Here is a 24,653-nt window from a genome sequence, read left to right as displayed (position 1 = left end):
CATTCACCAGCTCGCCTCCGCACTCCGGGCCCTGCCCCCCTCCTGCGGCCCGGTCCGCCTCGTCGGCGTCGACGGGCACGCCGGGTCCGGGAAGAGCACGTTCGCCGGCCGACTGGCCGGCGCCCTCGGCGGGGCGCCGGTGCTGCACCTCGACGACATCGCCAGCCACGAGGAGCTGTTCGCCTGGACCGGCCGGCTGCTGGCCCAGGTGATCGAGCCACTCGGGCACGGCGGGACGGCGCACTACTCCCCCTACGACTGGCACACCCGCCGCTTCGGCCCGCCCCGCCCGCTGGAGCCGGCACCGGTGATCCTCCTCGAGGGCGTCGGCGCCGGCCGCCGGGCGCTGCGCCCCTTCCTGGCGCGGCTGCTGTGGATGGAACTGCCGCACGAGGAGGCCTGGACACGGGGCAGGGCACGGGACGGCGCGGAGCAACGGGACTTCTGGGTCCAGTGGGTCAGGGCCGAGTGCGAACACTTCTGCGAAGACCCCTCCAGGCCGTACGCCGACCTGCTGGTGACACAGTCACAAAAGGGATATGAGGTGCTGCCGGGACCTGCGGAGACACTTGGACCGGACCAGTCCATCACCCACCGTGACGGACCGTCCGCTGTGTGCTGAACTTGTGAAGACGGGCCGCCAAGAAGTTGCCCGAGTACCTCAACTCTGCTTGACCGGGGGGCCGTACAGGACTTACGTTCTGAATGAGCGGCCGTTCGGAGCCGCCTTGCAGACGCGAAGCCCCCGGTTGTTCCCCCGTGATCGGGGGCTTCGTTCTGCCCTTTACCCCTTTTGCGTGCGCGGCGCGCGCCCCCACGCTCACGCTCGGTCACCGACTCGTGTGCGCCCCGTCTGCCCCCACCTCGCCAAACGGCCCGTGCGGCACCCTTCGGCAGGCGGTGGAACCGCAGGTACGATGCCCTCGGTGCGACCTTCGAACGGCTGCTTCGCGCACCTGCAACTCCGGTCCGCGGCACAGCGGTTCGACCAACTGTGGCCATCGGGGGGAGCCCGGGGGCCGACCACGGGGGCACGGTTTGTGGGGGACGTGATGGAATTCGGCACGCAGGGCCCCGAGGCCCCGGCCGACCTCGCCTGGCTGCGAGGTGTGGACGCCTACACGATGGGCGCCTATCCGCAGGCCGAGGAGGAGTTCCGCGCCGCGGTACGCATGGATCCCGGGATGGCGGACGCCTGGCTCGGACTGCACGCGCTGCGCGTCGACACGACGACCGCGCTGCTGCGGATGTTCCGGCACCGGGAGCGCTTCGGCGAACAGCGCGGCCGGCATCGCCGCGCCCTGAACTCCTGGTACTGGCTGGGCTGGTGGGTGCAGCCGGTGCTCGAGAGCCCGCGCGATCTCCTCCTCGCGCACGCCTCGCACTGGCTGGACGGCCGGCACGTCCCGGAGCTCGACCGGGCCCTCGCCGGGCTGCCGCCGGTGGACGCCGACCCCCAGGTCCGCTTCCTGCACGCCTGCCGGGCCTACCTGGTCAAGGACTGGGAGCAGCTGGTACGCCACACCGACCCGCTCCTCGACGACCCCATGCTCGGCATCGAGGCGGGCCTGTTCGGCGGCATGGCCCGGGTCCGCCTCGAAATGTACGGCCAGGCGGAACCGCTGCTCTCCGCCGCGCTGATGCGCTGCCGCAGCGAGCAGCCGCAGCGCAAGGAGCTGCGCTACTGGCTGGCCCGGGCGCACGAGGGCACCGGCCGCAGCGCCGCCGCACTCCCCCTCTACCGGGCCGTCCACCGCGTCGACCCCGCCTTCATGGACACCTCGGCACGGCTGGCCGCGATAGCCGAGGGCGACGGGTACGACGACACCGCCGACTTCGCGTCGATCACCCTCACCGGTGCCGGGCAGGACGTCGTGGACGGGCCGGACATGCTCGACCCGCTCTTCGGCACCGAGGGGCGCGATCTGCGGCTCGAGGACCCGGAGCCGCCGGCCGGGGCGATGCCGTCGGTGATCGACCCCGCGGTGCGTGAGAAGGCCGTGCCCTCGCCCCCGCTGCCGGCCGGCCCGACCGACCCCGCATTACTCGAGGAGGCGCTCGCCGAACTGGAGCGCATGGTCGGGCTCGAACCCGTGAAGCGGCAGGTCAAGGCGCTGTCCGCGCAGCTGAACATGGCCCGGTTGCGAGCCGGGCAGGGACTGCCGGTGCAGCCGCCGAAACGCCACTTCGTCTTCTCCGGGCCATCCGGCACCGGGAAGACCACGGTCGCCCGCATCCTCGGCCGGGTGTTCTACGCGCTGGGGCTGCTCGGCGGGGACCATCTCGTGGAGGCGCAGCGGGCCGACCTGGTCGGCGAGTACCTGGGCCAGACCGCCGTGAAGGCGAACGAACTGATCGACTCCGCGATCGGCGGCGTGCTCTTCGTCGACGAGGCCTACTCCCTCTCCAACTCCGGTTACGGCAAGGGGGACGCCTACGGCGACGAGGCGCTGCAGGTGCTGCTGAAGCGGGCCGAGGACAACCGGGACCACCTGGTGGTGATCCTGGCCGGCTACCCGGAGGGCATGGACCGCCTGCTGGCCGCGAACCCCGGGCTCTCCTCGCGCTTCACCACGCGGGTGGACTTCCCTTCCTACCGCCCCCTCGAGCTGACGTCGATCGGCGAGGTGCTGGCCGCCGAGAACGGGGACGCGTGGGACGAGGAGGCGCTGGACGAGCTGCGGTCGATCGCCGGGCACGTGGTGGACCAGGGGTGGATCGACGAGCTGGGCAACGGGCGGTTCCTGCGGACGCTGTACGAGAAGAGCTGTGCGTACCGGGATCTGCGGCTGTCGGCGTATCCGGGGGTGCTGTCGCGGGACGACCTGGCGACGCTGCGGCTGCCGGACCTGATGCAGGCGTACGGCGAGGTGCTGTCGGGGAGGGGCCCGCAGGATCCGGCGGCCGGAATGTAGGTGCGGGTGGGGTGAGGGCGCTCAGCAGCCCCGTAAGGGGCGCGGGGAGCTGCGGGCCGGCCCCCGCCGGCCCGCAGCTCCCCCACCACCTCAGCCCGCCATGATCTCCTCCGGCTCCCCGCTGGAACGAGGCTCGGGCGCCCTGGCCGACGTCGGCTGCTCCCGGTGCGCCGGGTCCGTCACCTCGCCGACCAGCAGCTCAAGGACGTCCTCCAGGGCCGCCAGGCCGAGAACGCGGCCGTTCGCGTCGGCCACCTGAGCGAGGTGGGTGGCGGCCCGCCGCATCACGGTCAGCGCGTCGTCGAGGGGCAGCTCGGCTCGCAGTGTCGTCATCGGACGCCATATCTGCTGCGGAACCGCCCGGTCCGAGTCCTCCAGGTCGAGCACGTCCTTCACGTGCACGTAGCCCATGAAGGCACCCGACTCGGCCGCCACCGGGAAGCGGGAGTAGCCGGTGCGGGCGGTGAGCTCGACGATCTGGCCCGGGGTGACCGACGGCGGGACCGTGATCAGGGACTCGCGGCGCAGCAGCACGTCCGTCACCGGGCGGGAGCCCAGCTCCAGCGCGTCCTCCAGGCGCTCCTGCTCCTCGGGGTCGAGGAGGCCCGCCTGGCCGGAGTCCTCCAGGAGCCGGTTGAGCTGCTCGCTGGTGACGACGGCCTCGACCTCGTCCTTCGGCTCGACCCGGAACAGCTTGAGGATGCCCTGGGCGCAGGCGCCGAGCGCGACGGTGATCGGCCGGCATACGCGGGCGAAGGCGACCAGGCCGGGGCTCAGCCACAGCGCCGCCTTCTCGGGCGCCGCCATCGCCAGGTTCTTGGGCACCATCTCGCCGACGACCAGGTGGAAGAAGACCACCCCCGCCAGTGCGATCACGTAGCCCAGCGGGTGGATCACGCCTTCCGGCAGACGCACCGCCTCGAACAGCGGCTCCAGCAGGTGGGCCACCGTCGGTTCGGCGACCGCGCCCAGCGTCAGCGAGCAGACGGTGATGCCGAACTGGGCCGCGGCCATCATCTGCGGGAGGCGTTCCAGGCCGTAGAGGACCTGGCGGGCCCGGGCGGTGCCCAGGGGTTCGATCTGGCTGCGGCGGACGGAGACGAGGGCGAACTCGGCGCCGACGAAGAAGCCGTTGGCCAGGACCAGCAGGCCGGCGAAGAACAGTTGGAGGACGCTCATCGGGCGGCCTCCGCGACGGCGGGGGCGGTGCGGACCAGGCGGACCCGTTCCGCGCGGTAGTGGCCGACCCGGCGGACGGACAGCCGCCAGCCGGGCAGTTCGGCACGGTCGCCGGGCGCCGGGATCCGGCCGAGCAGGTCGGCGACCAGGCCGGCGACCGTCTCGTACGGGCCCTCGGGCACGTCGAGTCCTATCCGCTGGAGGATGTCGACGCGGACGCTGCCGTCGACGTCCCACGCGGGCTTGCCGTCCTGGGACGGGGCGGACGCGAGTTCCGGTGCGTCGGGGCTGTCGTGCTCGTCGCGGACCTCGCCGACGAGTTCCTCGACGATGTCCTCCAGGGTGACCACGCCCGCCGTACCGCCGTACTCGTCGACGACGACCGCGATCGGCTGCTCGGAGCGGAGCCGGGCGAGCAGGGGCTGGACCGGGAGGGTCTCGGGGACCAGCAGGGCCTTGCGGGCGATGCGGCCGACCGGGGTGCGCAGCCGGTCGTGGACCGGGACGGCCAGCGCGTCCTTGAGGTGGGCCATCCCGACGATCTCGTCGATCTTCTCCCGGTAGACCGGGAAGCGGGACAGGCCGGTGGCCCGGGTGAGGTTGACGACGTCCTCGGCGGTCGCCGTGTCCTGGAGGGCGCTGACCTTCACCCGGGGGGTCATGACGTGCTGGGCGGTCAGCTCGCCCAGGGACAGGGTGCGGACGAACAGGTCGGCCGTGTCCTGCTCCAGGGCACCGGCCTGGGCGGAGTGCCGGGCCAGGGAGACCAGTTCGCCGGGGGTACGGGCGGAGGCCAGTTCCTCGGCCGGCTCGACGCCGAGGGCGCGGACGAGCCGGTTGGCGACCGTGTTCAGCGCCGCGATGACCGGGCGGAACAGGCGGGAGAAGCGGGCCTGCGGGCCGGCGACGAACCGCGCGACCTGGAGGGGCTTGGAGACCGCCCAGTTCTTGGGTACGAGTTCGCCGATCACCATCTGGATGGCCGAGGCGAGCAGCATGCCGACCACGACGGCTATCCCGGAGACCGCGCCGTCGGGCAGGCCGATCGCGGTCAGCGGGCCGCGCAGCAGCCCGGCCAGTGCCGGTTCGGCGAGCATGCCGACGACGAGGGAGGTGATGGTGATGCCGAGCTGGGTGCCGGAGAGCTGGAAGGACAGCTCCTTCAGCGACTCGACGACCGTACGGGCGCGCCTGTCGCCGTCGGCGGCGGCCTTCTCGGCCTCGGGCCGCTCCACGGTCACCAGGCCGAACTCGGCGGCCACGAAGAAGCCGTTGGCGAGGATGAGCAGGAACGCGGCTGCCAGGAGCAGCAGGGGGGTGGTCATGATGCCGCCGCCTCCGAAGCCTCGCGGACTGCGGTAAGGCGGTCCGCGGTATGTCGGGAGGGGGCGGCGCAGGTACTACAGGACGATCCGTCCATCGCCGGAGAGGGTCACTCCTCGGGTAGCAGGAACCCCTGTGCGCGGGACGCGCGACAGGGGTGGAGGCGGGACGTGAAAAGCCTCCGCCAACAGATTAATCAAGACAGGGGCCGGTGCGGCAGGGGCGACGGCCCGGAGAGGTCCCCGAAGTTGCGTGATTTCAGCCCTGATGCTGTTCGGGGTCGTGGCTCGCGTGGGCCTCGGCGAGGGCGCGCAGGGCCGTGGCGTCGGCGATGGCGCGCCGCTTGGCGATGCCCGGCTGGATGCCGAGCGCGGGCAGGCTGGTGCCGTCACTGAGGTTGAGGAACACCCACGGGTCACCCGGGCGGAGGTTCACCTGGATGATCTCCGCCCACTCCAGGCGCCGCTTCCCGGCGATGTTGACGACGGTGACCCCGGACTCGTCGGCGACCACCTTCACCCGGGCCAGCTGGGCCAGCACCCAGAAGATCAGCGCGCCGGTGATGACGAAGCTGAGCTTCTCCCCCGGGCCGAGCTGCTCCAGCAGCAATGCGACCCCGGAGATGGTGGCGAAGATCGCGACACCCGCGGTGAGCAGGATCACGCGGGTGAGGCCCGGCCGGAAGGTGACGGGCAGCGAGGGAAGCTCGGACATCTCGCGCGGGCCCCTCAGAGGCGGCAGGCGTGGATCGCCGTGGTCAGGATGGCGCGGGCGCCGATGTCGTACAGGTCGTCCATGATCCGCTGGGCGTCCTTGGTGGGGACCATGGCGCGGACGGCGACCCAGCCCTCGTTGTGCAGCGGGGAGACGGTCGGCGACTCCAGGCCGGGGGTGAGGGCGACGGCCTTCTCCAGCTGCTCGACCCGGCAGTCGTAGTCCATCATCACGTACGTCCGGGCGACCAGGACGCCCTGGAGGCGGCGCAGGAACTGCTGGACCTTGGGTTCCTCGACGTCGGCGCCGGTGCGGCGGACGACGATCGCCTCGGACTTCATGATCGGCTCGCCGAAGACCTCCAGGCCGGCGTTGCGCAGCGAGGTACCGGTCTCGACGACGTCGGCGATGACCTCGGCGACGCCGAGCTCGATGGCGGTCTCGACGGCGCCGTCCAGGTGGACGACGGAGGCGTCGACGCCGCTGTCGGCGAGGTGCCCCGCGACGATGCCCTCGTAGGAGGTGGCGACCGTCTTGCCCTTGAGGTCCGCCAGGCTGTTCGCCTCGCCGGGCTTGGCGGCGAAGCGGAAGGTGGAGCGGGCGAAGCCGAGCGGCAGGATCTCCTCGGCGTTGGCGCCGGAGTCCACGAGCAGGTCGCGTCCGGTGATGCCGATGTCGAGGCGGCCGGAGGAGACGTAGATCGCGATGTCGCGGGGGCGGAGGTAGAAGAACTCGACGTCGTTGACCGGGTCGACGATGCGCAGTTCCTTGGACTCCCGCCGCTGCCGGTAGCCGGCCTCATGCAGCATGTCCGCCGCAGGCCCTGAGAGGGAACCCTTGTTGGGGACGGCGATGCGCAGCATGAGGTCGGCTTCCTTTGCTCGAAACTTTGCCCGAAAAAGATGGTTCTGTCGGAAAGGGTTCTACAGGCGGGCGTAGACGTCGTCCAGCGAGATGCCGCGGGCGACCATCATCACCTGGACGTGGTACAGCAGCTGCGAGATCTCCTCGGCGGCCGCTTCCTTGCCCTCGTACTCGGCGGCCATCCAGACCTCCGCGGCCTCCTCGACGACCTTCTTGCCGATGGCATGGACCCCCTTGCCGACCAGCTCGGCGGTGCGGGAGGTGGCGGGGTCGCCGTGGGCGGCCTTGTGCTGGAGCTCGGTGAAGAGCTCCTCGAAAGTCTTGTTGGACATGGTGAACGCCAGACTACGCCAATCGCCGCGTCGCTCAGTGCCAGGGTTCGGATACTGAGCGGAGGGTGGCCGCCGTCGCCACCGCCGCCGTCACCGCCTCGTGGCCCTTGTCCTCGTGGGAGCCCGGCAGGCCGGCACGGTCCAGGGCCTGCTCCTCGTCGTCGCAGGTGAGTACGCCGAAGCCGACGGGGACGCCGGTCTCGACGGCGACCTGGGTGAGGCCCTGGGTGACGCCCTGGCACACGTACTCGAAGTGCGGGGTGCCGCCGCGGATGACGACGCCGAGGGCGACCACCGCGTCGTAGCCGCGACCCGCGAGGGCCTTGGCGGCGACCGACAGCTCCCAGGTGCCGGGAACCCGGAGCAGGGTCGGCTCGTCGATCCCCAGGTCGCGCAGGGCGCGCAGGGCGCCGTCCACCAGTCCGTCCATCACCTTCTCGTGCCACTGGGACGCGATGACCGCGACCCGCAGGTCGCTGACATTGCGTACGGACAGTTCAGGTGCACCCTTGCCGCTCACGTCTCTCCTCAGTGCTGTTTCTCTACTGGTGGCCGCAGCCGGCCACGGTCTACTGGTTGCCGCAGGTGGACAGCGCCGGGGGCGTGTCCAGCCAGGGCAGGTCGTGGCCCATCCGGTCCCGCTTGGTGCGCAGGTAGCGGAGGTTGTGCTCGCCCGCCTGCACGGGCATCGGCTCGCGACCGCTGAGCCTGAGGCCGTGGCTCAGCAGCGCGTCGCTCTTGTCGGGGTTGTTGGTCATCAGGCGGACGCTGCGCACCCCGAGGTCGGCCAGGATCTGGGCGCCGGCGCCGTAGTCGCGGGCGTCGGCGGGCAGGCCGAGTTCGAGATTGGCGTCGAGGGTGTCGCGACCGCGCTCCTGGAGCTCGTAGGCGCGCAGCTTGGACAGCAGGCCGATGCCGCGCCCCTCGTGGCCGCGCAGGTAGACGACGACGCCCCGGCCCTCGTCCTGGATGCGCTCCAGGGCGGCGTCGAGCTGGGGTCCGCAGTCGCAGCGGGCGGAGCCGAAGACGTCGCCGGTGAGGCACTCGGAGTGGACCCGGACCAGGACGTCCTCGCCGTCGCCGATCTCGCCGTGGACGAGGGCGACGTGCTCGACGCCGTCGGTGGTGGAACGGTAGCCGTAGGCGGTGAAAGTGCCGTGCTTGGTGGGCAGGTTGACCTCCGCCTCGCGGCGCACGGTGGGTTCGGCGGCCCGGCGGTAGGTGACCAGGTCCGCGATGGAGATGATCGTCAGGCCGTGCTTGCGGGCGAACGGGATCAGCTCCGGCAGGCGGAGCATCCGGCCGTCCTCGCCGGCGATCTCCACGATGGCGCCGGCCGGGCGCAGGCCCGCGAGGCGGGCCAGGTCCACGGCGGCCTCGGTGTGGCCGTTGCGGACCAGGACCCCGCCGGGCCGGGCGCGCAGCGGGAAGACGTGGCCGGGGCGGACGAGGTCGGCCGGCCCGGCCTCGCCGCTCGCCAGCAGCCGGAGCGTGGTGGCGCGGTCGGCGGCCGAGATGCCGGTGGTGACGCCGTGCGCGGCGGAGGCGTCCACGGAGACGGTGAAGGCGGTCTTCATGGACTCGGTGTTGTCACCGACCATCTGCGGCAGGTCGAGCCGGTCCAGTTCCTCGCCCTCCATGGGGGCGCAGATCAGGCCACGGCACTCGCTCATCATGAAGGCGACGATCTCGGGGGTGATCTTCTCGGCGGCGATGACGAGGTCGCCCTCGTTCTCGCGGTCCTCGTCGTCGACGACCACGATCGGGCGGCCGGCCGCGATGTCGGCGATGGCCTGCTCGACCGGGTCGAGCGTGAGGTCCTCGACGTCGTCGGCGCTGTACAGGATCGGTGCCGCGGTCATGCGGGTGCTCCTTCCAGAGCGGGCCGCGTGCCCTGGCGGGAGCGCAGCCACCAGTCGCGCAGGCCCCACAGGACGAGCGCGCCGTAGATGACGTAGACGAAGCCGGAGAAGGCGTAGCCGTTGGTGAAGTTGAGGGGGACGCCGACCGCGTCGACCAGGAGCCAGGCGATCCAGAACTCGACCATGCCGCGGGCCTGGGCGTACATGGCGACGACGGTGCCGACGAAGATGTAGGCGTCCGGCCAGGGGTCCCAGGACAGGGACGGGTAGGCCTTGAAGAGCAGGGCGACGGCGACGGTGCCGGCGGCCGCGGCGGCGACCATCGCGCCGCGTTCCCGCCAGGTGGCGAAGCGGGGCGCGATGTGGCCGTCACCCCCGTCTTCGACCCGCCCCTTGTTGCGGTTCCACTGCCACCAGCCGTACAGGGCGACCACCATGACGACGACCTGCTTGCCCGCGCTGCCGGCGAGGTGGCCGTAGAAGGCGGTGAACAGGACCAGGCCGGAGAGGAACTGCACCGGCCAGGTGAGCAGCGAGCGGCGCCAGCCGAGGGCGAGGGTGATCAGGCCGAGGATGTTGCCGGTCATGTCCGACCAGATGATGTGCTGGCCGAAGAGGGTGAAGGCGTCGGAGTTCAGCCAGTTCACCGGTTCGCTCCCTGCGTGTCGGCGGGCCGCGTGTGCGCGAGCAGGCGCTCCACGTACTTGGCGACGACGTCGACCTCCAGGTTGACCGGGTCGCCGGGCTGCTTGCGGCCGAGGGTGGTGAGGTCGAGGGTGGTGGGGATCAGGCTGACCGTGAAGTAGTCGGAGCCGGCCTCGACGACGGTGAGGCTGATGCCGTCGACCGTGATCGAGCCCTTCTCGACGACGTAGCGGGCGAGGTCGGCCGGGAGGGAGACCTTGACGATCTCCCAGTGCTCGGAGGGGGTGCGGGCCAGGACCTGGCCGGTGCCGTCGACATGGCCCTGCACGATGTGGCCGCCGAGGCGGGAGCCGACCGCGGTGGGGCGCTCCAGGTTGACGCGGGAGCCGACGTCCAGGGCACCGAGGGAGGAACGCTTGAGGGTCTCCGCCATGACGTCGGCGGTGAACTCGTCGCCCTCGTGCTCCACGACGGTCAGACAGACGCCGTTCACGGCGATGGAGTCGCCGTGCTGCGCGCCCTCGGTCACCACGGGGCCACGGAGCCGGAAACGGGACGCGTCGCCGAGGTTCTCGACGGCGGTGACCTCACCAAGCTCTTCGACGATTCCGGTGAACACTTCCCGGGTCCTCCTGCCTCAACGGGGCACGGACTCCGGGGCCTGTCGACAGACGACAGAATGGACGGACGATCACACCGAGGGCGACGCCGAGAAGGTCCCGTCCGTCACGGACGAGACCAGATACGGCGGCGCGCACACGTGGATGCTCGCCCGCCGCGCACTGCCTCCCATCCGGACTTTAACCGTCGGTCCAGGAATTTCACCTGGTCAACCGGCCGCTGGAAGCGGACGGGTCGCGGACTGTAACCGCCGGTTCGGAGTTTCACCGACCCCGGAGTGCGCTGCTTCTGGTACACGGCCAGTGTGCCACGCCCGGTGGCGGTCCATACAGGGGCGGCGTGTGGGGTGCCTCACAGCTCCTGCCGCTGGACTTCCCAGACGCGCCGCCGTGTGCCCAACTGGCGCCCGGACCAGGACTCTTGACCGTGGTTCACATCTATTGACCCCACTGGTCTAGTCCTTTTAGGGTTCGAGCGGACCCGGTGGCGGTGACGACGGCCCTTGCCCGTCGCCGGGCCCGCCCAATCCGGGCTGTCCGCGTCGGCGCGCGGCACGGGGTCAGCGGTCGGGTGCCGCGAAGAGTTCGTCCTGGGCCCGCTCACGGGCCGTCAACAGGGCACCGCGCAGGACGGCCGCGCCGCCCAGGGCGCCGGCGCGCACCTCGGTGGCCAGCGGGGACATGCGTCGCAGTCGCGCCTCGACCCGCGCGGCGAGCGCGGCGCCGCCGGCGGGGCCGATCTCACCGCCGAGCACCACGCAGCCGGGGTCCAGGACGGCGACGACGGCGGCGACGCCGAGGGCGATGCGGTCGGCGAGGGTGTCGAGGAAACGGACGTGTGCCGGGTTCGGCCGGTGGCCCGCCGCGGCGCCGTCGGGGCTGGTCGCGCGGTTCCCCGCGCCCCCGTGGGGCGCGTCCGCGGCGGCCTCGGCCACCAAGCTCGCGGCGGTCGCACCGGCCGGCCCCACGCCGCACTCCCCCGCCAGCTCCACGACGGCCGCCGCTCCCACCAGCGAGTGGTAACCCCCCGAGCAGTCCGTCGCCGTGGGCAGTCCGGTCGTGCCCGGTACCGGCAGGAAGCCGATCTCGCCCGTGCCGCCGGAGGCACCCCGGCGCAGGCTGCCGTCGAGGACGACGGCGGCGCCGCAGCTGCTGCCCAGCCAGAGCAGGACGAAGGTGTCACGGTCCCGGGCGGCGCCCTCCCGCTGTTCGGCGAGGGCGGCCAGGTTGGTCTCGTTCTCGACGTCGATCCGGGCCTGCGGGAACCGTTCCTGGAGGGCGGCGACGAGCCCGCGGTGCCAGGCGGGCAGGCCCGCCGAGTCGCGGAGTTCACCGGTCGCCGGGTCGACGAGCCCGGGCGCCCCGATGCCCACGGTGTGCAGTCGCCCCGCGTCCCCGGACGCCCCCGCCTCCTTGGCCGCGCGTTCCACCAGCTCCACCGCCTGTCCGACGGCCGCGGCCTCTCCCTCCTCCGGCACGACCGGTACCGACCCGTCCGCCAGCACCCGCCCCACCAGGTCGGAGACCAGCACCGAGACGCTCTCGGTGCGGACGTCGAGGGCGGCCAGGTACGCGCGGTCGGCGACGATGCCGTACAGCCGGGCGTTCGGCCCCCGGCGCTGCTCGCCCGCTTCGCCGACCACCGTGATCAGGCCGGACACGGTGAGCCGTTCGACGAGGTCGGCGACGGTCGGCCGGGACAGCCCGGTCAGCTGCTTCAACTGCCCTGCCGTCAGCGGGCCTTCCTGCTGGAGCAGGCTCAGTGCGAGCCGGTCGTTGATGGCCCGGGCGGTGCTCGGTGATGCGGGCATGACGGGCATCCTCCCAGATCCCTGTGGCCCAGGACGGCCACATGACGCCCTATCTATCAGGCAGGGTCCCTGATAATTTACGCGGACAGCGGGGGCAGCGGGGCGGCACCCACCGGGGAGGGGCAGGACCATGAAAGACGTGGGCTACGAGCGGCACGGGGTGAAGCGGGCGCGATACGCCGTCGCGGCCGTGTTCACCGTGCACGGTGCCGTCACCGGCTCGTTCGCCACCCGGGTGCCGTGGGTCCAGGACCATGCCTCGCTCAGCGCCGGGCAGTTGGGCTTCGCGCTCGCCTTCACGGCGTTCGGCGCCTCGTGCTCGATGCCGCTGGCCGGCCGGATCAGCCACCGCTTCGGCAGCCGTACGGCGCTGCGCGGGCTGATCGCGATGTGGACGCTGTCGCTGGTCCTGCCGTCGCTCGCCACCAACCTGTACCTGCTGTGCCTGGCGATGTTCGTGTACGGCGCGAGCGCCGGCATGGCGGACGTGGTGATGAACGCGCTCGGTGTGGAGATCGAGCGGGTGCTCGACCGGTCGATCATGTCCGGGCTGCACGGCATGTGGAGCGCGGGCACCCTGGTCGGCTCGGCGGCCGGCACCGTCGCCGCGCACCTGGGCACGGACGCGCGCGTGCACTTCGCCCTGGCCTCGGCCGTTCTCACCGCCCTCGGCGTGCTGGCGGCCGGCTTCGTCCCGGACGTCAGGGCCGGCGAGGACGAGGAGCCGCCGCCTCGGTTCACGCTGCCGCCCCGGTCGGCGCTGCTCATCGGCACGGTGGGCTTCTGCGCGGTGTTCGCGGAGGGGGCGAGCCTGGACTGGTCGGCGGTGTTCCTGCGGGACCGGATGGACGGTTCGGCCGGGCTCGCGGCGGCCACCACCACCGGGTTCATGCTGGCCATGGCGGTGGCCCGGATCAGCGGGGACGCGGTGGTGAACCGTTTCGGCGCGGTCCGTACCGTGCGGGCCGGGGGTGTGCTGGCCGCGATCGGCGGACTGCTGGTGGTCCTCGCCGGGCAGCCGGCGGTGGCGATGACCGGGTTCGCGCTGATGGGGCTCGGCATCGCGGTGGTCGTACCGCTGTGCTTCGCGGCCGCCGGGCACGCCGGGCCGAACCCGAGCCAGGCCATCGCGGGCGTGGCGACGATCACCTACACCTCGGGCCTGGTCGCGCCCAGCCTGATCGGCGGAATCGCCCAGGCGACCAGTCTGGTCGTGTCGTTCTGCGTGGTCACGGCGCTGGCACTGGGTCTCGTGGTGTTCGCGGGCGTGCTGCGCGCCGGGACGCGGGGCTCCCGTGCGGAGGTCAGCCCCGAGGCCGCAGCAGTTCCCGGGCCACGGCCCTGAACGCCTCGCTCCAGGGCGCGGGACGCAGGGTGGCCGCGTCCAGCCGGACGAGCACCCGGGTGCCCCGCGCGTAGGTGGTCGCGCCGTCCGGCGAGCAGAAGCGGAAGCCGTAGGTCAGGCCGGTGCTGCCGAGCCGTTCCAGCCAGAGGTGGACGGCGTAGGTGCCCGACCTGGTGACCGGCGCCTCGTAGCCGATCAGCAGCTCCCTGACCACGTTGCAGGCGTCGCCGGCGGCGGCCCAGTCGCCGTCGAAGCGGATGCCGTGCTCCTGCCACAGCTCGGTCCAGGCGCGCTCGACCAGCAGCGGGTAGCGGGCGTTGTGCAGCATCCCGAGCGCGTCGAGGTCGTCGAAGTGGACGCTGACCGGCAGCAGCCGGCCGTAGGAGAGGGCGGGGGCGGGCAGGGCTTCGGCGGTCACGGGTGGGGCTCCTGGGCACTGGACGAAGCGGTGGGGACACTCCATCCTAAGCGGACGCTCAGGAGCCCCGGTCGGGACGGCGCCGGTCAGCCCGCGATCGAGTCCAGCTGCTCGGCGGCCGGGCGCAGCGCCCAGAGGTCACCGCCGGGCGGAGTCTCCAGCCCCCGCACCGCCTTCTGGGCCGCCTTGTCGCCGGCGTCGGCCGCCGCGTGCACGACGTCGCTCGCCGCGTACCGGTGGAACTCCAGCTCCGGGTACGGCCAGGCGGCTGCCCCGGTCGCGGCCGGCAGCAGGTAGTCCACGGCCTTGAACAGGCTCTGCCCGTCCGGCCCCCGGTAGCTCCAGAGGTTCACGCCGACGTGCCGGCCGATGGCCGCGAGCCGGGTGTAGGCGACGAGGTCGAAGGTCGAGTAGTGCCAGCTCCTGGTGCGGGCCAGTTCCTGCGGCTGGCTGCCGTCCCCCGCGATCTGCGGGTCCATCCGCTTCGCCCGCGCGTCCAGCACGGTCTTCCTGGCCAGCGCCTTGTCGCCGGTCGCGTAGGCGAGGGCGGCGAGCTGCATGTCGTAGAAGGTGCCGTGGTTGTTGGCGGCGGCCCCCTCCTCCGTGCCGAAGGCGCTGTCCTTGAGCCAGCCGAGGAAGTCGGTGTTCCAGCTCCGCATCCCCGCCCGGTCGCCGGCGCTCCAGCCGGGGGCCCCGGTGCCGAGGATCGCCAGCGCGTCGACCACGCTCGTGTACGACTGGGAGAAGTCGATGATCCCGATGGCCCGGCCGTCGTACTTGCACGGGATGAACTGGGCGTGGTCCAGGTTCGGGTTCATCCGGGTCGCCGGGTCGAGGAACCAGGTGCGCAGGATCTGCCCGGCCTTCTCGGCGTACTCCCCCTTGCCGGTGTAGTACCAGGCCAGGGAGAGGTCGTAGGCCGAGTCGAAGACCTTCTCGACGTCCTGGCGGTCGGTGCCGCTGTCGACCTCGGGATTGCGCTGCCCGTCGCGCTGGACGTAGGGGCAGCCCCAGGGGTTGTCGGCGGTGGGCGTGGTGGTGGGCCACCAGTAGGGGGCCTGGCTGAGGTAGTCGTGCACGTCGCCGCCCGGGGCGGGCCTGGGCTTGTCGACGACCGTCCAGGGACCCTGGTCCAGCCAGGTGTCGGCGCGGGTGGTCAGGTCCCGCAGGGCGCGCCGCAGCCGCGGGTCGCCGTCGCGCAGTTCGGCCCTGGTGTGCTGGAGCCGGGCGCCGTCGAGGACCGCGGTGTCCGGGGCCTTGGCCGCGGCATGGGCGGAGGGGACGAGGACCGCTCCGAACGCCACCAGGGTCGCCAGCAGGACGGCCGCGCGGGATCTTCCACTCATCGGGTACTCCGATCGACCTGAAATCAGATATATGAACTCAGTTCATGAGTAGGACCGTGTGAGCGTAGGACCGCACCGTAGCCGTGACAATGGTTCGGACCGTATTCACGTACAAGGAAAGCGAAGCCCACCATGGATCTCGGCGTCCGCTGGAAACTGCACGGCGACGGGCGCACGCCCGCGCCCGGAGCGGTGGTACGCCCCGACGAACGGCTCTCCTGGCCGCGGACGGTCGGGCTCGGCGCCCAGCATGTGGTCGCCATGTTCGGCGCGTCCTTCGTCGCTCCGGTCCTGATGGGCCTGAACCCCAATCTCGCGATCATGATGTCCGGCGTCGCGACCGTGCTCTTCCTGCTGGCGACGCGCGGCCGGGTGCCCAGCTATCTGGGCTGTTCGCTGTCCTTCGTCGGGGTGTCCGCCGTCATCCGCGCGCAGGGCGGCACCAGCGCCACCGTGACCGGCGCGGTCTTCGTGGTCGGGGCCGTGCTGTTCCTGGTCGGACTGGCCGTCCAGCGCTTCGGTGCCCGGATCATCCACGCCGCGATGCCGCCGATCGTCACCGGCGCGGTGGTGATGCTGATCGGCTTCAACCTCGCGCCGGTCACCGCCTCCACCTACTGGCCGCAGGACCAGTGGACGGCCCTGCTGGTGATGGCGTTCACCGGTCTGGCCGTCGTCTGTCTGCGTGGTTTCTGGTCCCGCATCGCGATCTTCCTGGGCCTGGTCTTCGGGTACGCCCTGTCCTGGGCCCTCGACCGCGTCTTCGGCCGGATCCACTCCGTGGGCCCGAGCGGCCAGGTCACCGACCACTGGCGCCTGGACCTCTCCGGGGTGGGCAAGGCCGACTGGATCGGGCTGCCGTCATTCCACGGCCCCACCTTCCAGTGGTCGGCGATCCTCGTCGCCCTGCCCGTGGTCATCGCCCTGGTCGCCGAGAACACCGGGCACGTCAAGGCGGTCGGCGAGATGACCGGCGACCCGCTCGACGACAAGCTGGGCACGGCGATCTCGGCCGACGGCGTCGCCTCGATGCTCTCCACCGCCGTGGGCGGCCCGCCCAACACCACCTACTCCGAGAACATCGGCGTGATGGCCGCGACCCGCGTGTACTCCACCGCCGCTTACTGGGCCGCCGCCGGCTTCGCGCTGCTCTTCGGCGTCTGCCCCAAGTTCGGCGCGATCGTGGCCGCGATCCCGGGCGGGGTCCTCGGCGGCATCACGGTCATCCTCTACGGCATGATCGGCCTGCTCGGCGCCCAGATCTGGCTGCACGCGAAGGTCGATCTGCGCAATCCGCTGAACCTGGTCCCGGCGGCGGCCGGCATCATCATCGGCGTCGGCAACGTCAGCATGAAGTTCACCGACACCTTCTCCCTCAGCGGCATCGCCCTCGGCACCCTGGTGGTCATCGTCGGCTACCACGTCCTGCGCGCCCTGGCCCCGGCCCACCTCAAGGGAGCCGAACCGCTCCTCGACGAGGGCACCAGTTCCTACGACGACGACCGGCCGTAGCACCGCCCGACGGGCCCGTTCCCCCGTTCCGGGGAAGCGCCGGGCCCGTCGGCACGCGCGCCGGGGCGGAGCTGGGACCCTTCTCCCATGGCGCAGTTGCACCACCTCACCGCTCCGGTCGGCACCGTCGTCGCCCGGATGCGCGCCCTGGACACGGCCCTGCCCGGGCGGGACGGGATCGCGGTCTTCAACCGTGTCTACCTCGCCGTCACGGAGGAGGTCGAACGGCGCCTGGACGCGGGCCGGTTCGCGGACCCCCGAGCCGCGGCGACCCTGGACGTGCGGTTCGCCGAGCGCTACCTGGCCGCCGTGGACGCGGAGGCGGCGGGCCGCCGGCCCCCGGCCTGCTGGCGGCCGTTGTTCCAGTTCCGCCGCCATCCCGGAGTCCGCCCGCTGCAGTTCGCGCTGGCCGGCATCAACGCGCACATCGGGCACGACCTGGCGCTGGCCGTCGTGGACGCCTGCCACACGCTCGGCCGCGAACCGGCCGACCTGGAGGACGAGTTCGACCGCGTGGGCGACCTGCTCGTCTCGCTGGAGGAGCGCGTCCGCGAGGACCTGATGCCGGGTCCCGACCTGCTCCAGATCGCCGACCCGCTGACGCATCTGCTCGGCTCCTGGAGCCTGGAGCGGGCCCGGGACGCGACCTGGGCGGCGGCCCGGGCGCTGTGGGCGCTGCGCGGGTTCGGGGACCTGGCCGAGGAGTTCACCGAGCGGCTGGACGCGGCGGTGGGCCTGACGGGCCGGATGCTGCTCACCCCGATGCGCGGCTGGGTGGCCTGATCCGACCTCCCCCACCCCCGCACCGGAATCCCCGGACGGCCGCCCTGCGTTGACAGCAGGCACCCGACTGCAAAGGAGCACCGGCATGACCACCCGGCTCGGTTTCGGCCTTCCCCAGATGCGGCAGTACTCCCTCGGCACCGACGTTCCCGACGTGGCCCGCGCCGCCGAACAGATCGGCTACGACAGCCTGTGGGTCTTCGAGCGGGCCCTGTTCCCGGAGCCCGCCACCCAGGGCCTCTACAACGTCCCGGGCCTCCCCTGGCCCGACGAGTACCGGAGCGTGGCCGAGCCCCTGGTCACGCTGAGCCTGGCCGCCGCGGTCACCGAGCGGGTGCGGCTGGGCAGCAGTGTCCTCGTGGCGCCGCTGCACAACCCCTTCCAGCTGGCCCGGTCCCTGGCGACGCTGGACGCGGCGAGCGGCGGCCGGGTGCTGGCGGGCTTCGGCACGGGCTGGTCGCTCGACGAGTACGCGGCCGCCGGAATCCGGCCGTTCGAGGAGCGCGGCAAGGTGCTCGACGAGCTCATCGACGTCTGCCGGGCGGTGTGGGGACCCGACCCGGTGCGTTACGACGGGCAGCTCACGAAGATCGCCTCCGCCGTGGTCGGCCCCAAGCCCGCCCGGCCGATCCCGATCCTGCTCGCGGCGAGCAACCGGAAGGCCCTGACCCGGCTGGTCGACCGCGCCGACGGCTGGCTGCCGGTGGGCCTGGGCGCCGAGCAGCTCGCGGCGCAGTGGCAGGGCGTGCAGGACCTGGCCGCCGAACGCGGCCGGACGGAACCGCTGCAGACGGTCCTGCGGGTCAACGCCACGTACACGCCGAAGGCGTACGACGGCTCCGACCGCAGCCCCTTCCAGGGCAGCGTCGACCAGATCGTCGAGGACCTGGTGGCGCACGCGGCGGTCGGTCTGGAGGAGATCCTGATCGACCTGGAGGCCACCCCGCGCGACGCCCAGGAGCTCAAGGACGTCGGCGCCGAGGTCTACGAGAAGGCGCGGGCCGCCGGGGTCTGAGCGGCCCGCCCTGTCGCCGGTCGTCTGCGGCACCGTCGTGGCTGGTCGGGCAGTTCCTCCCCCGGTCTTCGGCCGGGGGCACCCCCAGCGCCCCTTCGGGGCGCTCAGTCCTCGGGAAGCTCGACCGGCGCGATCTCGTCGTAGACGTCACCGGGGCCGGGGTTGGCCGCGTCGGTGGTGCCGCCGAAGTGGTGCATGACGCCCCAGACCGCGTTCAGCGCGGTCTGGACGGCGCCCTCGGCCCAGCCCGCCGTCCAGGAGATGTCGTCGCCCGCGAGGAAGATGCCCCGCTTGTCGTCGGGCAGCGAGTCCTGCATGAAGTGCGTGAACAGGCGCCGCTGGTAGCGGTAGTGACCGGGCAGGTTGGCCTTGAACGCGCCCATGAAGTAGGGCTCGTTCTCCCAGGACACGGTCACGGGGTTGCCGATGATGTGCTTCCTGATGTCGACCCTCGGGTAGATCTCGCCGAGTGACTTCAGCATGACCTCCATCCGCTCGTGCGCGGACAGCGGCAGCCACTTCAGGCTGTCGTCGCACCAGGTGTAGGAGAGGCAGATCACGGCGGGCTTGTCCGGCCCGTCGTCCAGGAGGTAGGTCCCACGCGTCATGCGGTCGGTGAGCGTCATCGACATGACGTCCCGGCCGGTCTCCTCGTCCTTGTCCAGCCAGAACGGCCTGTCGACGGGCACGAACAGCTTCGAGGACTCCATGTAGTGGGTGCGCTCGATCGCGGTCCAGTGGTCGATCGGGAAGAGCGAGTCGTCGCAGGCGATCTTGGCGAGCAGCATCCAGGACTGGGCGGTGAAGACCGCCGCCTGGTAGGTGCGGATGTCGCCGTTGGCGTCCGTGACCGTGATCCGGTTGCCGGTGGTGCGGTGCAGCCGGGTCACGGCGGGCCGGGGCTCGCCGTTCTCGTGCAGCTTCGCGAGCGACGTCCCGTACGGCCAGTGCACGATCTTCTCCGGCTCGCGCTCCCAGAGCCTGAGCGGCAGCTGCTGGGAGCCGCCGACGATGCCGCGGTGGTGGTCGTCGGCCTCGGTGTAGACGACCCGCAGGATCTCCAGGATGGAGTTGGGGAAGTCGGTGTCCCAGCCGCCGGTGCCGAAGCCGACCTGGCCGAAGATCTCGCGGTGCCGGAAGGACCTGAAGGCCTCGGAGTCGCAGAGGAAGCCGTAGAAGGTCTGGTTGTCGAGCTTCTCGACGAGCTTCGCCCAGATCTCGCGGATGCGCGGCACGTCGCGCTCGCGCATCGCGCGGTTCATGTCGGAGAAGTCGGCCCCCTCGTCCAGGCACCTGTTCCAGGCGTCGGCGACGTCCCGGTAGACCTGCGGGAGGTCCTCGGCCGTCTCGGCGTAGTGCGACTCGCCCTTGAGGTCGACGACGGTCGAGGGGGTCGCCTCCGCGAGGGGGTTGGGGAAGGGCCGGGTCTCGAGGCCCACCAGGTCGATGTAGTGCTGGAGGGCGGTGGAGGAGGGCGGGAAGCGCATCGCGCCCATCTCGGCGGTCAGTGCGGGGTCGCAGCCCTCGAAGCCGACGGTCCGCAGCCGGCCGCCGATCTTGTCTGCCTCGTAGACGACCGGCTTCAGGCCCATCTTCATCAGCTCGTAGGCCGCCACGATGCCGGACAGGCCGCCGCCGATGACGGCGACCTCGGTGCCGTGCTCGGTCGCCGGGATCTGGCCGAGGCCCGCCGGGTGGGCGAGGAAGTCGTCGTAGGCGTAGGGGAAGTCCGGGCCGAACATGGTGATCGGCGGCTGCTGCTCGTCGGCGTGCTCGACGGCGTTGGGCACCGTGGACGTCATGGGGTACGGACTCCTTGCGAAAAAGCGAAAGGGGTGAAGAAGGGCGGGGGGAGGTCAGGCCAGGGAGCCGTAGAGACCGGGGCGGCGGTCCTTCAGGTACGGGTTCGCCTCGCGGGAGGCGGCGAGGAGGGCGGGGTCGAGGTCGGCGAGGACGAGTTCCTCGGTGCGGCCGGCCCGGGCGCGGGCGACCCCGTCGGGTCCGGCCAGCGCGGAGAGCCCGAAGAACTCGAACTCGCCTTCCTGGCCGACGCGGTTGGCGTAGGCGACGTACATCTGGTTCTCCCAGGCCCGCACCGGGACCAGGGACTCGGCGACGATCTCGAACGGGTGCATGTTCGCCGTCGGGACCAGCAGCAGGTCGGTGCCGGCCAGGGCGTGGGCGCGGACCAGCTCCGGGAACTCCACGTCGTAGCAGATCATGATCCCGACGGTGAGGCCGTTCAGCCGCGCCTGGACGACCGGCTGGTCGCCCGGGGTGAAGTGGTCCCGCTCGAAGCCGCCGAAGAGGTGGGACTTGCGGTAGTTCGCGAGCCGGGTGCCGTCGGCGGAGATCAGCTGCGCGGAGTTGTGGACCTGGTCGCCGTCGCGCTCCGGGTAGCCGTAGGTGATCGCGAGGCCGTGCCGGTGGGCCAGCTCGGCGACCGCGTCCGCGCTGTCGCCGTCGGCCGGCTCGGCGAGGCGGGCGATGTCGTCGCCGATCGCGTAGCCGGTGAGGAACATCTCCGGGGCGACGAGCAGCGCGGCGCCCGCGGCGGCGGCCCGGCCGGCGGCCTCGTCGAGCACCTTGAGGTTCTCGAAGGTCGAGCCGGGGCGGCCGGAGCTCTGGAGCAGGGCGGTGCGCATGCGGATCCTCACCGGGTACGGAAGGAGGTCTGGGGGGTCAGTTAGACCGTACGGTCGGCGGGCCGGACCGGACAAGGCTGAGCCGTTGCGCGTGGCCGAGCGGTTCGTTGCGTGGGACGGGGGTCCGGTGGCGATTCGTTGCGCGGGGTCACAGCTCCCGCAGCCGCTCCACGATCACTTTCAGCAGTTCGGGGTCGGCGGCGGCCCCGGCCGCCGCCACCCGGCGCGGCTCCCCGATGCGGACCAGTCCGGCCTCGGCGAGATCGGCGAGCAGCACGCGTACGACGGTGAGCGGCAGGTCGGCGTCCGCGGCGAGCTCGACGACGGGCCGCGCCCCGCGGCGCACCAGGGCGAGCAGCGCGGCGCGGGCATGGTCGACCGCCGCCTGGGACGCGTCCGCTTCGAGGGCCGTGACCTGGGACAGCAGATCGATGGAGTGCTTGCCGGAGGGCTCGGTACGGCCCCGGGTCACGGTGTAGGGGCGGACCAGGGACCCGGTCTCGTCCTCGTACCAGTGCTCGTCGCTCACCGGAGGATCAGGGGGCCGAGCGTGCGGCCGCGTCGAGGTGCCGGCCGAGGCGGCGGACCAGCAGGGCCATCTCGTGGGCCAGCTGGCCGACGTCGGTGCGGACGTCGCTGAGCACGGCGAGCCGGCTGCCGTGCCCGGCCGGGGTGACGAAGAGGTAGGCGTCGTCGAGCATCACCATGGTCTGCCGCACCTCCCCGGCGTCGAACCGGTCCCCCGCGGAGCGGGCCAGGCTGTGGAAGCCGGAGCAGACGGCCGCGAGGTGCTCGATGTCCCGCCGCCGCATCCCCTCGGAGTGGCTGAGCGGCAGTCCGTCGGCGGTGAGCAGCACGGCCTGCCGGACGTGCTCGGTCCGGGCGACGAGGTCGTCGAGCAGCCAGCCGAGGTCGCTGCCGGGCCGGGCCGCGGGCCCGGAGCCGGGGGCTGCCGTGGTGCCCGGCGGCTGGGGCCGGTCGTCACTGGTCATCGTCGGCACGCGTCCCTTCCTCGGTGTGGTCCGGCTCCTCGGGGCCGGTCGGCAGTCCTCTGCGTCCCCGGTCCAGGCCGCGCTGGAAGGCTCCGAAGACCGCCCGCATCTCGTCGGCGTCCAGGTCGCGCGCCACGCCGGGAGCCTGCTCCGTGCGCAGCTCGGGGGCGAGGGAGCCCTGGCGGGTGCGGGTGGGCAGGGCCGGGGGCGGCGGTTCGGTACCGGGAGCGGAGGTCTCGGACCGCCCCGTCCCGGACTGCGCCAGCACACCGACCGCCGACGCGGGCCGGCGCCCGTGTCGCTCCACGGACGCCGTTCGTCCTCGTTCCTCTGCGGACGGCCGCCGTCCGCCCCGCTCCCCGTCCCCTCGGCCGCCCTCCGGCTCCACTTCGGCCAGCACCGTCCCCGGCAGCAGCACCACCGCCGTCGTCCCGCCGTACGGCGACTCGCGCAGGGACACCCCGATGCCGTGCCGGGCGGCCAGGCGGCCCACGACGTAGAGGCCGAGGCGCTCGTGGCGGGTCGGGTCGAAGGCGTCGGGGTCGGTCAGGGTGCGGCCGGCCTCGGCGAGCTGGTCCGCGTCGAGGCCGAGTCCCCGGTCGTCGATCTCCAGGGTGAATCCGCGGCCGGCCCGGCCGGTGCGCAGGGTCACCTGGGTGTGCGGCGGCGAGAACACCGTCGCGTTCTCCAGCAGCTCGGCGAGCAGGTGCACGACGTCGGCGACGGCGTCCGCGGCCACGCCCACCTCGGGCATCGGCGGCACCATGACCCGCGGGTAGTCCTCGATCTCGCCGACCGCGGAGGACACCACGTCGGCGATCGGCACGGGCCGCCGCCAGCGCCGCCCGGGGGTCGCGCCGGAGAGGATGATCAGGCTCTCCGCGTGCCGGCGCATCCGGGTGGTGAGGTGGTCGATGCGGAACAGCTCGCCCAGGACGGCCGGGTCGTCGGTGCGCCGTTCCAGCGTGTCGACGAGTTTCAGCTGGCGGTGGACGAGCGCCTGGTTGCGTCGGGCGATGTTGAGGAGGACCGCGAACAGGCCCCGCCGCAGCGTGGCCTGCCTGATCGCGGCCTCGACCGCGGCCAGCCGCGCCCGGTTGAACGACCGGGCGACGTCCCCGATCTCGTCCTCCCCCGCCTCCCCCGCGGCCAGCGGCGGCGCCTCGGTGACCGCGTCCACGTCCTCGCCCGCGCTCAGCCGCTCCATGAGGGCGGGCAGTTGACGTGCGGTGAGCAGGTCGGCCGCGTCCCGCAGGAGCTCCAGGCGGCGCGAGACGCGGCGCGCCCCGCGGACCGCGAACCACAGGGACAGGCCCACCGCCGCGAGCCCGGCCGCGCCCACGACGGCCGCCTTGGCCAGCTCCCGGTAGGCGAAGGCCCGGCCGCGGGCGGCGGAGTTCTGGGCGGCGTGGGTGCACAGCAGCATGTACTGTTTGACGGCCCGGTCGGTGGTCGACCGCCAGGTGTCCGCGGCGACGGCCGCACCGGCCCGGTCCGCGCCGGCCCGCCGCAGCGCGTCCTCGCCGCGCACCAGCGAGCGGTACAGCGCGCCGCGCTGGAACGTCTCGAACAGGGTCCGCGAGTCCGCCGGCAGGTCGGGGACGTAGGTCCGCTGGAAGACCCGCCGGTCCTCGACGGTCGCGGTGAGGGCGTCGTACTGCCCGCCGGTGAGCCGTCCGGCGGCCCGTGCTCCCGCGACCAGCGCGTCCTCGCGGGAGACGAACTCCCGCACCCGCACCAGTTCGACGACGACCTGGGACTCCCGGGCCAGCTGTCCGGCCTGGAGCGCGCTGAGGGCGGACTCGACGTCGAAGCCGGGCTCCACCAGGGCGCTGTAGCCGGCGACGGCGCCGTCCCAGGAGATCTTCCGGGACAGCACCTGCCCGCGCAGCTTCTCCAGCCTGCCGGTGGCGGTGACCATCGCGTCGAGGACCGCGCGCTGCCGGTCGCTGAGGCGCCCGCGGTCACCGTCCCGGATCGCGTCCCGCATGGCCTCCACCGCCCGGTCGGTGCGCCGCTGCTGGGCGAGCAGGCCGGCGGCGGCCGCCGGGTCGGTGCGGGCGCCCAGGTAGGCCGCCGACAGCCGCCGTTCGATCTGGATCTGCCCGACGGCGGTGTCGACGGGGGTGCCGAAGTCGTCGTACACCCCCTGGACGCGGATCAGCGCGCGCAGCTCGCCGGTGACGGACACCATGGCGAAGCTCCACAGGGCAGTCAGGGCGACTACCGGGGCGAGCGCGAGCGCCACGATCCGCGTGCGGACGGTGGTGGGTCGGCCGGGCCAGCGCATGGTTACCTACCGGTGTTACCAGTCAGTAATGGGGAGGCCCGC

23 protein-coding genes and 1 riboswitch are annotated in these 24,653 nt (G+C 72.4%); of the genes, 6 read left to right on the top strand and 17 right to left on the bottom strand.

Annotated features, from left to right (window positions below; genetic code table 11):
* The first annotated feature begins 1 nt into the window (after position 1).
* Positions 2 to 622, top strand: a complete 621-nt coding sequence (locus BLW82_RS35525; protein WP_093505487.1) for a uridine kinase family protein — start codon at positions 2 to 4, stop codon at positions 620 to 622.
* A gap of 430 nt (positions 623 to 1,052) precedes the next feature.
* Positions 1,053 to 2,915, top strand: coding sequence for an AAA family ATPase (locus BLW82_RS35520; protein WP_093508443.1), 1,863 nt, complete (start codon positions 1,053 to 1,055; stop codon positions 2,913 to 2,915).
* Between the two features lie 90 nt (positions 2,916 to 3,005).
* Here the strand turns inward: BLW82_RS35520 and BLW82_RS35515 are convergent, their stop codons facing one another.
* From BLW82_RS35515 to BLW82_RS35470, 10 genes are all read right to left on the bottom strand, one after another.
* Positions 3,006 to 4,094: a hemolysin family protein gene (locus BLW82_RS35515; protein ID WP_093505485.1), complete on the bottom strand. Its 1,089-nt coding sequence runs from the start codon at positions 4,092 to 4,094 to the stop codon at positions 3,006 to 3,008.
* Positions 4,091 to 5,419: a hemolysin family protein gene (locus tag BLW82_RS35510; RefSeq protein WP_093505483.1), complete on the bottom strand. Its 1,329-nt coding sequence runs from the start codon at positions 5,417 to 5,419 to the stop codon at positions 4,091 to 4,093. The genes BLW82_RS35515 and BLW82_RS35510 overlap by 4 nt, the downstream gene beginning before the upstream one ends.
* A 256-nt stretch (positions 5,420 to 5,675) precedes the next feature.
* Positions 5,676 to 6,131 carry a PH domain-containing protein gene (locus BLW82_RS35505; protein WP_093505482.1) on the bottom strand — a complete coding sequence of 152 codons (456 nt, stop codon included), beginning with the start codon at positions 6,129 to 6,131 and terminating at the stop codon, positions 5,676 to 5,678.
* A gap of 14 nt (positions 6,132 to 6,145) precedes the next feature.
* Positions 6,146 to 6,994: an ATP phosphoribosyltransferase gene (hisG, locus tag BLW82_RS35500; protein WP_093505480.1), complete on the bottom strand. Its 849-nt coding sequence runs from the start codon at positions 6,992 to 6,994 to the stop codon at positions 6,146 to 6,148.
* A 60-nt stretch (positions 6,995 to 7,054) separates the two neighbouring features.
* Positions 7,055 to 7,327 carry a phosphoribosyl-ATP diphosphatase gene (locus tag BLW82_RS35495; protein WP_093505478.1) on the bottom strand — a complete coding sequence of 91 codons (273 nt, stop codon included), beginning with the start codon at positions 7,325 to 7,327 and terminating at the stop codon, positions 7,055 to 7,057.
* 34 nt (positions 7,328 to 7,361) lie between these two features.
* A complete protein-coding gene (gene ribH, locus BLW82_RS35490; RefSeq protein ID WP_093505477.1) occupies positions 7,362 to 7,847 on the bottom strand; it encodes a 6,7-dimethyl-8-ribityllumazine synthase in 486 nt (161 codons plus the stop codon).
* A gap of 49 nt (positions 7,848 to 7,896) precedes the next feature.
* The gene (locus tag BLW82_RS35485; protein WP_093505475.1) at positions 7,897 to 9,189 is read right to left on the bottom strand and encodes a bifunctional 3,4-dihydroxy-2-butanone-4-phosphate synthase/GTP cyclohydrolase II; all 1,293 of its coding nucleotides are present in this window, start codon (positions 9,187 to 9,189) and stop codon (positions 7,897 to 7,899) included.
* The gene (locus BLW82_RS35480) at positions 9,186 to 9,836 is read right to left on the bottom strand and encodes a nicotinamide mononucleotide transporter family protein (protein WP_093505473.1); all 651 of its coding nucleotides are present in this window, start codon (positions 9,834 to 9,836) and stop codon (positions 9,186 to 9,188) included. The genes BLW82_RS35485 and BLW82_RS35480 overlap by 4 nt, the downstream gene beginning before the upstream one ends.
* Positions 9,833 to 10,453, bottom strand: a complete 621-nt coding sequence (locus tag BLW82_RS35475; RefSeq protein ID WP_093505471.1) for a riboflavin synthase — start codon at positions 10,451 to 10,453, stop codon at positions 9,833 to 9,835. The genes BLW82_RS35480 and BLW82_RS35475 overlap by 4 nt, the downstream gene beginning before the upstream one ends.
* A 156-nt stretch (positions 10,454 to 10,609) precedes the next feature.
* Positions 10,610 to 10,740, bottom strand: a riboswitch (FMN riboswitch).
* 274 nt (positions 10,741 to 11,014) lie between these two features.
* Entirely contained in the window at positions 11,015 to 12,265 is a 1,251-nt protein-coding gene (locus BLW82_RS35470; protein ID WP_093505469.1) for an ROK family transcriptional regulator, read from the bottom strand.
* A gap of 130 nt (positions 12,266 to 12,395) precedes the next feature.
* On the opposite strand from BLW82_RS35470, the gene BLW82_RS35465 reads away from it, so the two are divergent.
* A complete protein-coding gene (locus tag BLW82_RS35465) occupies positions 12,396 to 13,610 on the top strand; it encodes an MFS transporter (protein WP_093505467.1) in 1,215 nt (404 codons plus the stop codon).
* Here BLW82_RS35465 and BLW82_RS35460 read toward each other — a convergent pair.
* Positions 13,570 to 14,028 carry an acyl-CoA thioesterase gene (locus BLW82_RS35460; protein WP_093505465.1) on the bottom strand — a complete coding sequence of 153 codons (459 nt, stop codon included), beginning with the start codon at positions 14,026 to 14,028 and terminating at the stop codon, positions 13,570 to 13,572. The genes BLW82_RS35465 and BLW82_RS35460 overlap by 41 nt on opposite strands.
* Before the next feature lie 86 nt (positions 14,029 to 14,114).
* On the bottom strand, positions 14,115 to 15,374 hold the full coding sequence (locus BLW82_RS35455; RefSeq protein WP_093505463.1) for an alginate lyase family protein: 1,260 nt from the start codon (positions 15,372 to 15,374) through the stop codon (positions 14,115 to 14,117).
* A 132-nt stretch (positions 15,375 to 15,506) separates the two neighbouring features.
* Here BLW82_RS35455 and BLW82_RS35450 point away from each other — a divergent pair, with 132 nt between their 5' ends.
* The 3 genes from BLW82_RS35450 (at position 15,507) to BLW82_RS35440 (ending at position 18,684) form a co-directional block, all read left to right on the top strand.
* Positions 15,507 to 16,886: a uracil-xanthine permease family protein gene (locus tag BLW82_RS35450; protein ID WP_093505461.1), complete on the top strand. Its 1,380-nt coding sequence runs from the start codon at positions 15,507 to 15,509 to the stop codon at positions 16,884 to 16,886.
* 87 nt (positions 16,887 to 16,973) lie between these two features.
* The gene (locus tag BLW82_RS35445) at positions 16,974 to 17,669 is read left to right on the top strand and encodes a DUF5995 family protein (RefSeq protein WP_093505459.1); all 696 of its coding nucleotides are present in this window, start codon (positions 16,974 to 16,976) and stop codon (positions 17,667 to 17,669) included.
* Positions 17,670 to 17,754: 85 nt separating this feature from the next.
* Positions 17,755 to 18,684: an LLM class F420-dependent oxidoreductase gene (locus tag BLW82_RS35440; protein ID WP_093505457.1), complete on the top strand. Its 930-nt coding sequence runs from the start codon at positions 17,755 to 17,757 to the stop codon at positions 18,682 to 18,684.
* 104 nt (positions 18,685 to 18,788) lie between these two features.
* On the opposite strand, the gene BLW82_RS35435 is transcribed toward BLW82_RS35440, so the two are convergent.
* The 5 genes from BLW82_RS35435 to BLW82_RS35415 form a co-directional block, all read right to left on the bottom strand.
* Positions 18,789 to 20,486 carry a flavin monoamine oxidase family protein gene (locus BLW82_RS35435; RefSeq protein WP_093505455.1) on the bottom strand — a complete coding sequence of 566 codons (1,698 nt, stop codon included), beginning with the start codon at positions 20,484 to 20,486 and terminating at the stop codon, positions 18,789 to 18,791.
* 54 nt (positions 20,487 to 20,540) lie between these two features.
* Positions 20,541 to 21,329, bottom strand: coding sequence for a carbon-nitrogen hydrolase family protein (locus tag BLW82_RS35430; RefSeq protein WP_093505453.1), 789 nt, complete (start codon positions 21,327 to 21,329; stop codon positions 20,541 to 20,543).
* A gap of 148 nt (positions 21,330 to 21,477) precedes the next feature.
* Positions 21,478 to 21,858, bottom strand: coding sequence for a DUF742 domain-containing protein (locus tag BLW82_RS35425; RefSeq protein ID WP_093505451.1), 381 nt, complete (start codon positions 21,856 to 21,858; stop codon positions 21,478 to 21,480).
* Between the two features lie 7 nt (positions 21,859 to 21,865).
* Complete coding sequence (locus tag BLW82_RS35420) at positions 21,866 to 22,321, bottom strand: roadblock/LC7 domain-containing protein (protein ID WP_093505449.1); 456 nt, start codon at positions 22,319 to 22,321, stop codon at positions 21,866 to 21,868.
* Entirely contained in the window at positions 22,311 to 24,611 is a 2,301-nt protein-coding gene (locus BLW82_RS35415) for a sensor histidine kinase (RefSeq protein ID WP_093505447.1), read from the bottom strand. The genes BLW82_RS35420 and BLW82_RS35415 overlap by 11 nt, the downstream gene beginning before the upstream one ends.
* Between the last annotated feature and the right edge of the window lie 42 nt (positions 24,612 to 24,653).

Origin of the sequence: Streptomyces sp. Ag109_O5-10, assembly GCF_900105755.1 — a bacterium.
GTDB lineage: Bacteria > Actinomycetota > Actinomycetes > Streptomycetales > Streptomycetaceae > Streptomyces.
This window is presented reverse-complemented; position numbering and strand designations above follow the sequence as displayed.

Bases quoted from the DNA above. Each gene is read 5' to 3' on its own strand.
- BLW82_RS35520 (WP_093508443.1), top strand. From the start codon at position 1,053: ATGGAATTCGGCACGCAGGGCCCCGAGGCCCCGGCCGACCTCGCCTGG.
- BLW82_RS35515 (WP_093505485.1), bottom strand. From the start codon at position 4,094: ATGAGCGTCCTCCAACTGTTCTTCGCCGGCCTGCTGGTCCTGGCCAAC.
- BLW82_RS35510 (WP_093505483.1), bottom strand. From the start codon at position 5,419: ATGACCACCCCCCTGCTGCTCCTGGCAGCCGCGTTCCTGCTCATCCTC.
- BLW82_RS35505 (WP_093505482.1), bottom strand. From the start codon at position 6,131: ATGTCCGAGCTTCCCTCGCTGCCCGTCACCTTCCGGCCGGGCCTCACC.
- hisG (WP_093505480.1), bottom strand. From the start codon at position 6,994: ATGCTGCGCATCGCCGTCCCCAACAAGGGTTCCCTCTCAGGGCCTGCG.
- BLW82_RS35495 (WP_093505478.1), bottom strand. From the start codon at position 7,327: ATGTCCAACAAGACTTTCGAGGAGCTCTTCACCGAGCTCCAGCACAAG.
- BLW82_RS35485 (WP_093505475.1), bottom strand. From the start codon at position 9,189: ATGACCGCGGCACCGATCCTGTACAGCGCCGACGACGTCGAGGACCTC.
- BLW82_RS35470 (WP_093505469.1), bottom strand. From the start codon at position 12,265: ATGCCCGCATCACCGAGCACCGCCCGGGCCATCAACGACCGGCTCGCA.
- BLW82_RS35465 (WP_093505467.1), top strand. From the start codon at position 12,396: ATGAAAGACGTGGGCTACGAGCGGCACGGGGTGAAGCGGGCGCGATAC.
- BLW82_RS35455 (WP_093505463.1), bottom strand. From the start codon at position 15,374: ATGAGTGGAAGATCCCGCGCGGCCGTCCTGCTGGCGACCCTGGTGGCG.
- BLW82_RS35450 (WP_093505461.1), top strand. From the start codon at position 15,507: ATGGATCTCGGCGTCCGCTGGAAACTGCACGGCGACGGGCGCACGCCC.
- BLW82_RS35445 (WP_093505459.1), top strand. From the start codon at position 16,974: ATGGCGCAGTTGCACCACCTCACCGCTCCGGTCGGCACCGTCGTCGCC.
- BLW82_RS35440 (WP_093505457.1), top strand. From the start codon at position 17,755: ATGACCACCCGGCTCGGTTTCGGCCTTCCCCAGATGCGGCAGTACTCC.
- BLW82_RS35435 (WP_093505455.1), bottom strand. From the start codon at position 20,486: ATGACGTCCACGGTGCCCAACGCCGTCGAGCACGCCGACGAGCAGCAG.
- BLW82_RS35430 (WP_093505453.1), bottom strand. From the start codon at position 21,329: ATGCGCACCGCCCTGCTCCAGAGCTCCGGCCGCCCCGGCTCGACCTTC.
- BLW82_RS35420 (WP_093505449.1), bottom strand. From the start codon at position 22,321: ATGACCAGTGACGACCGGCCCCAGCCGCCGGGCACCACGGCAGCCCCC.
- BLW82_RS35415 (WP_093505447.1), bottom strand. From the start codon at position 24,611: ATGCGCTGGCCCGGCCGACCCACCACCGTCCGCACGCGGATCGTGGCG.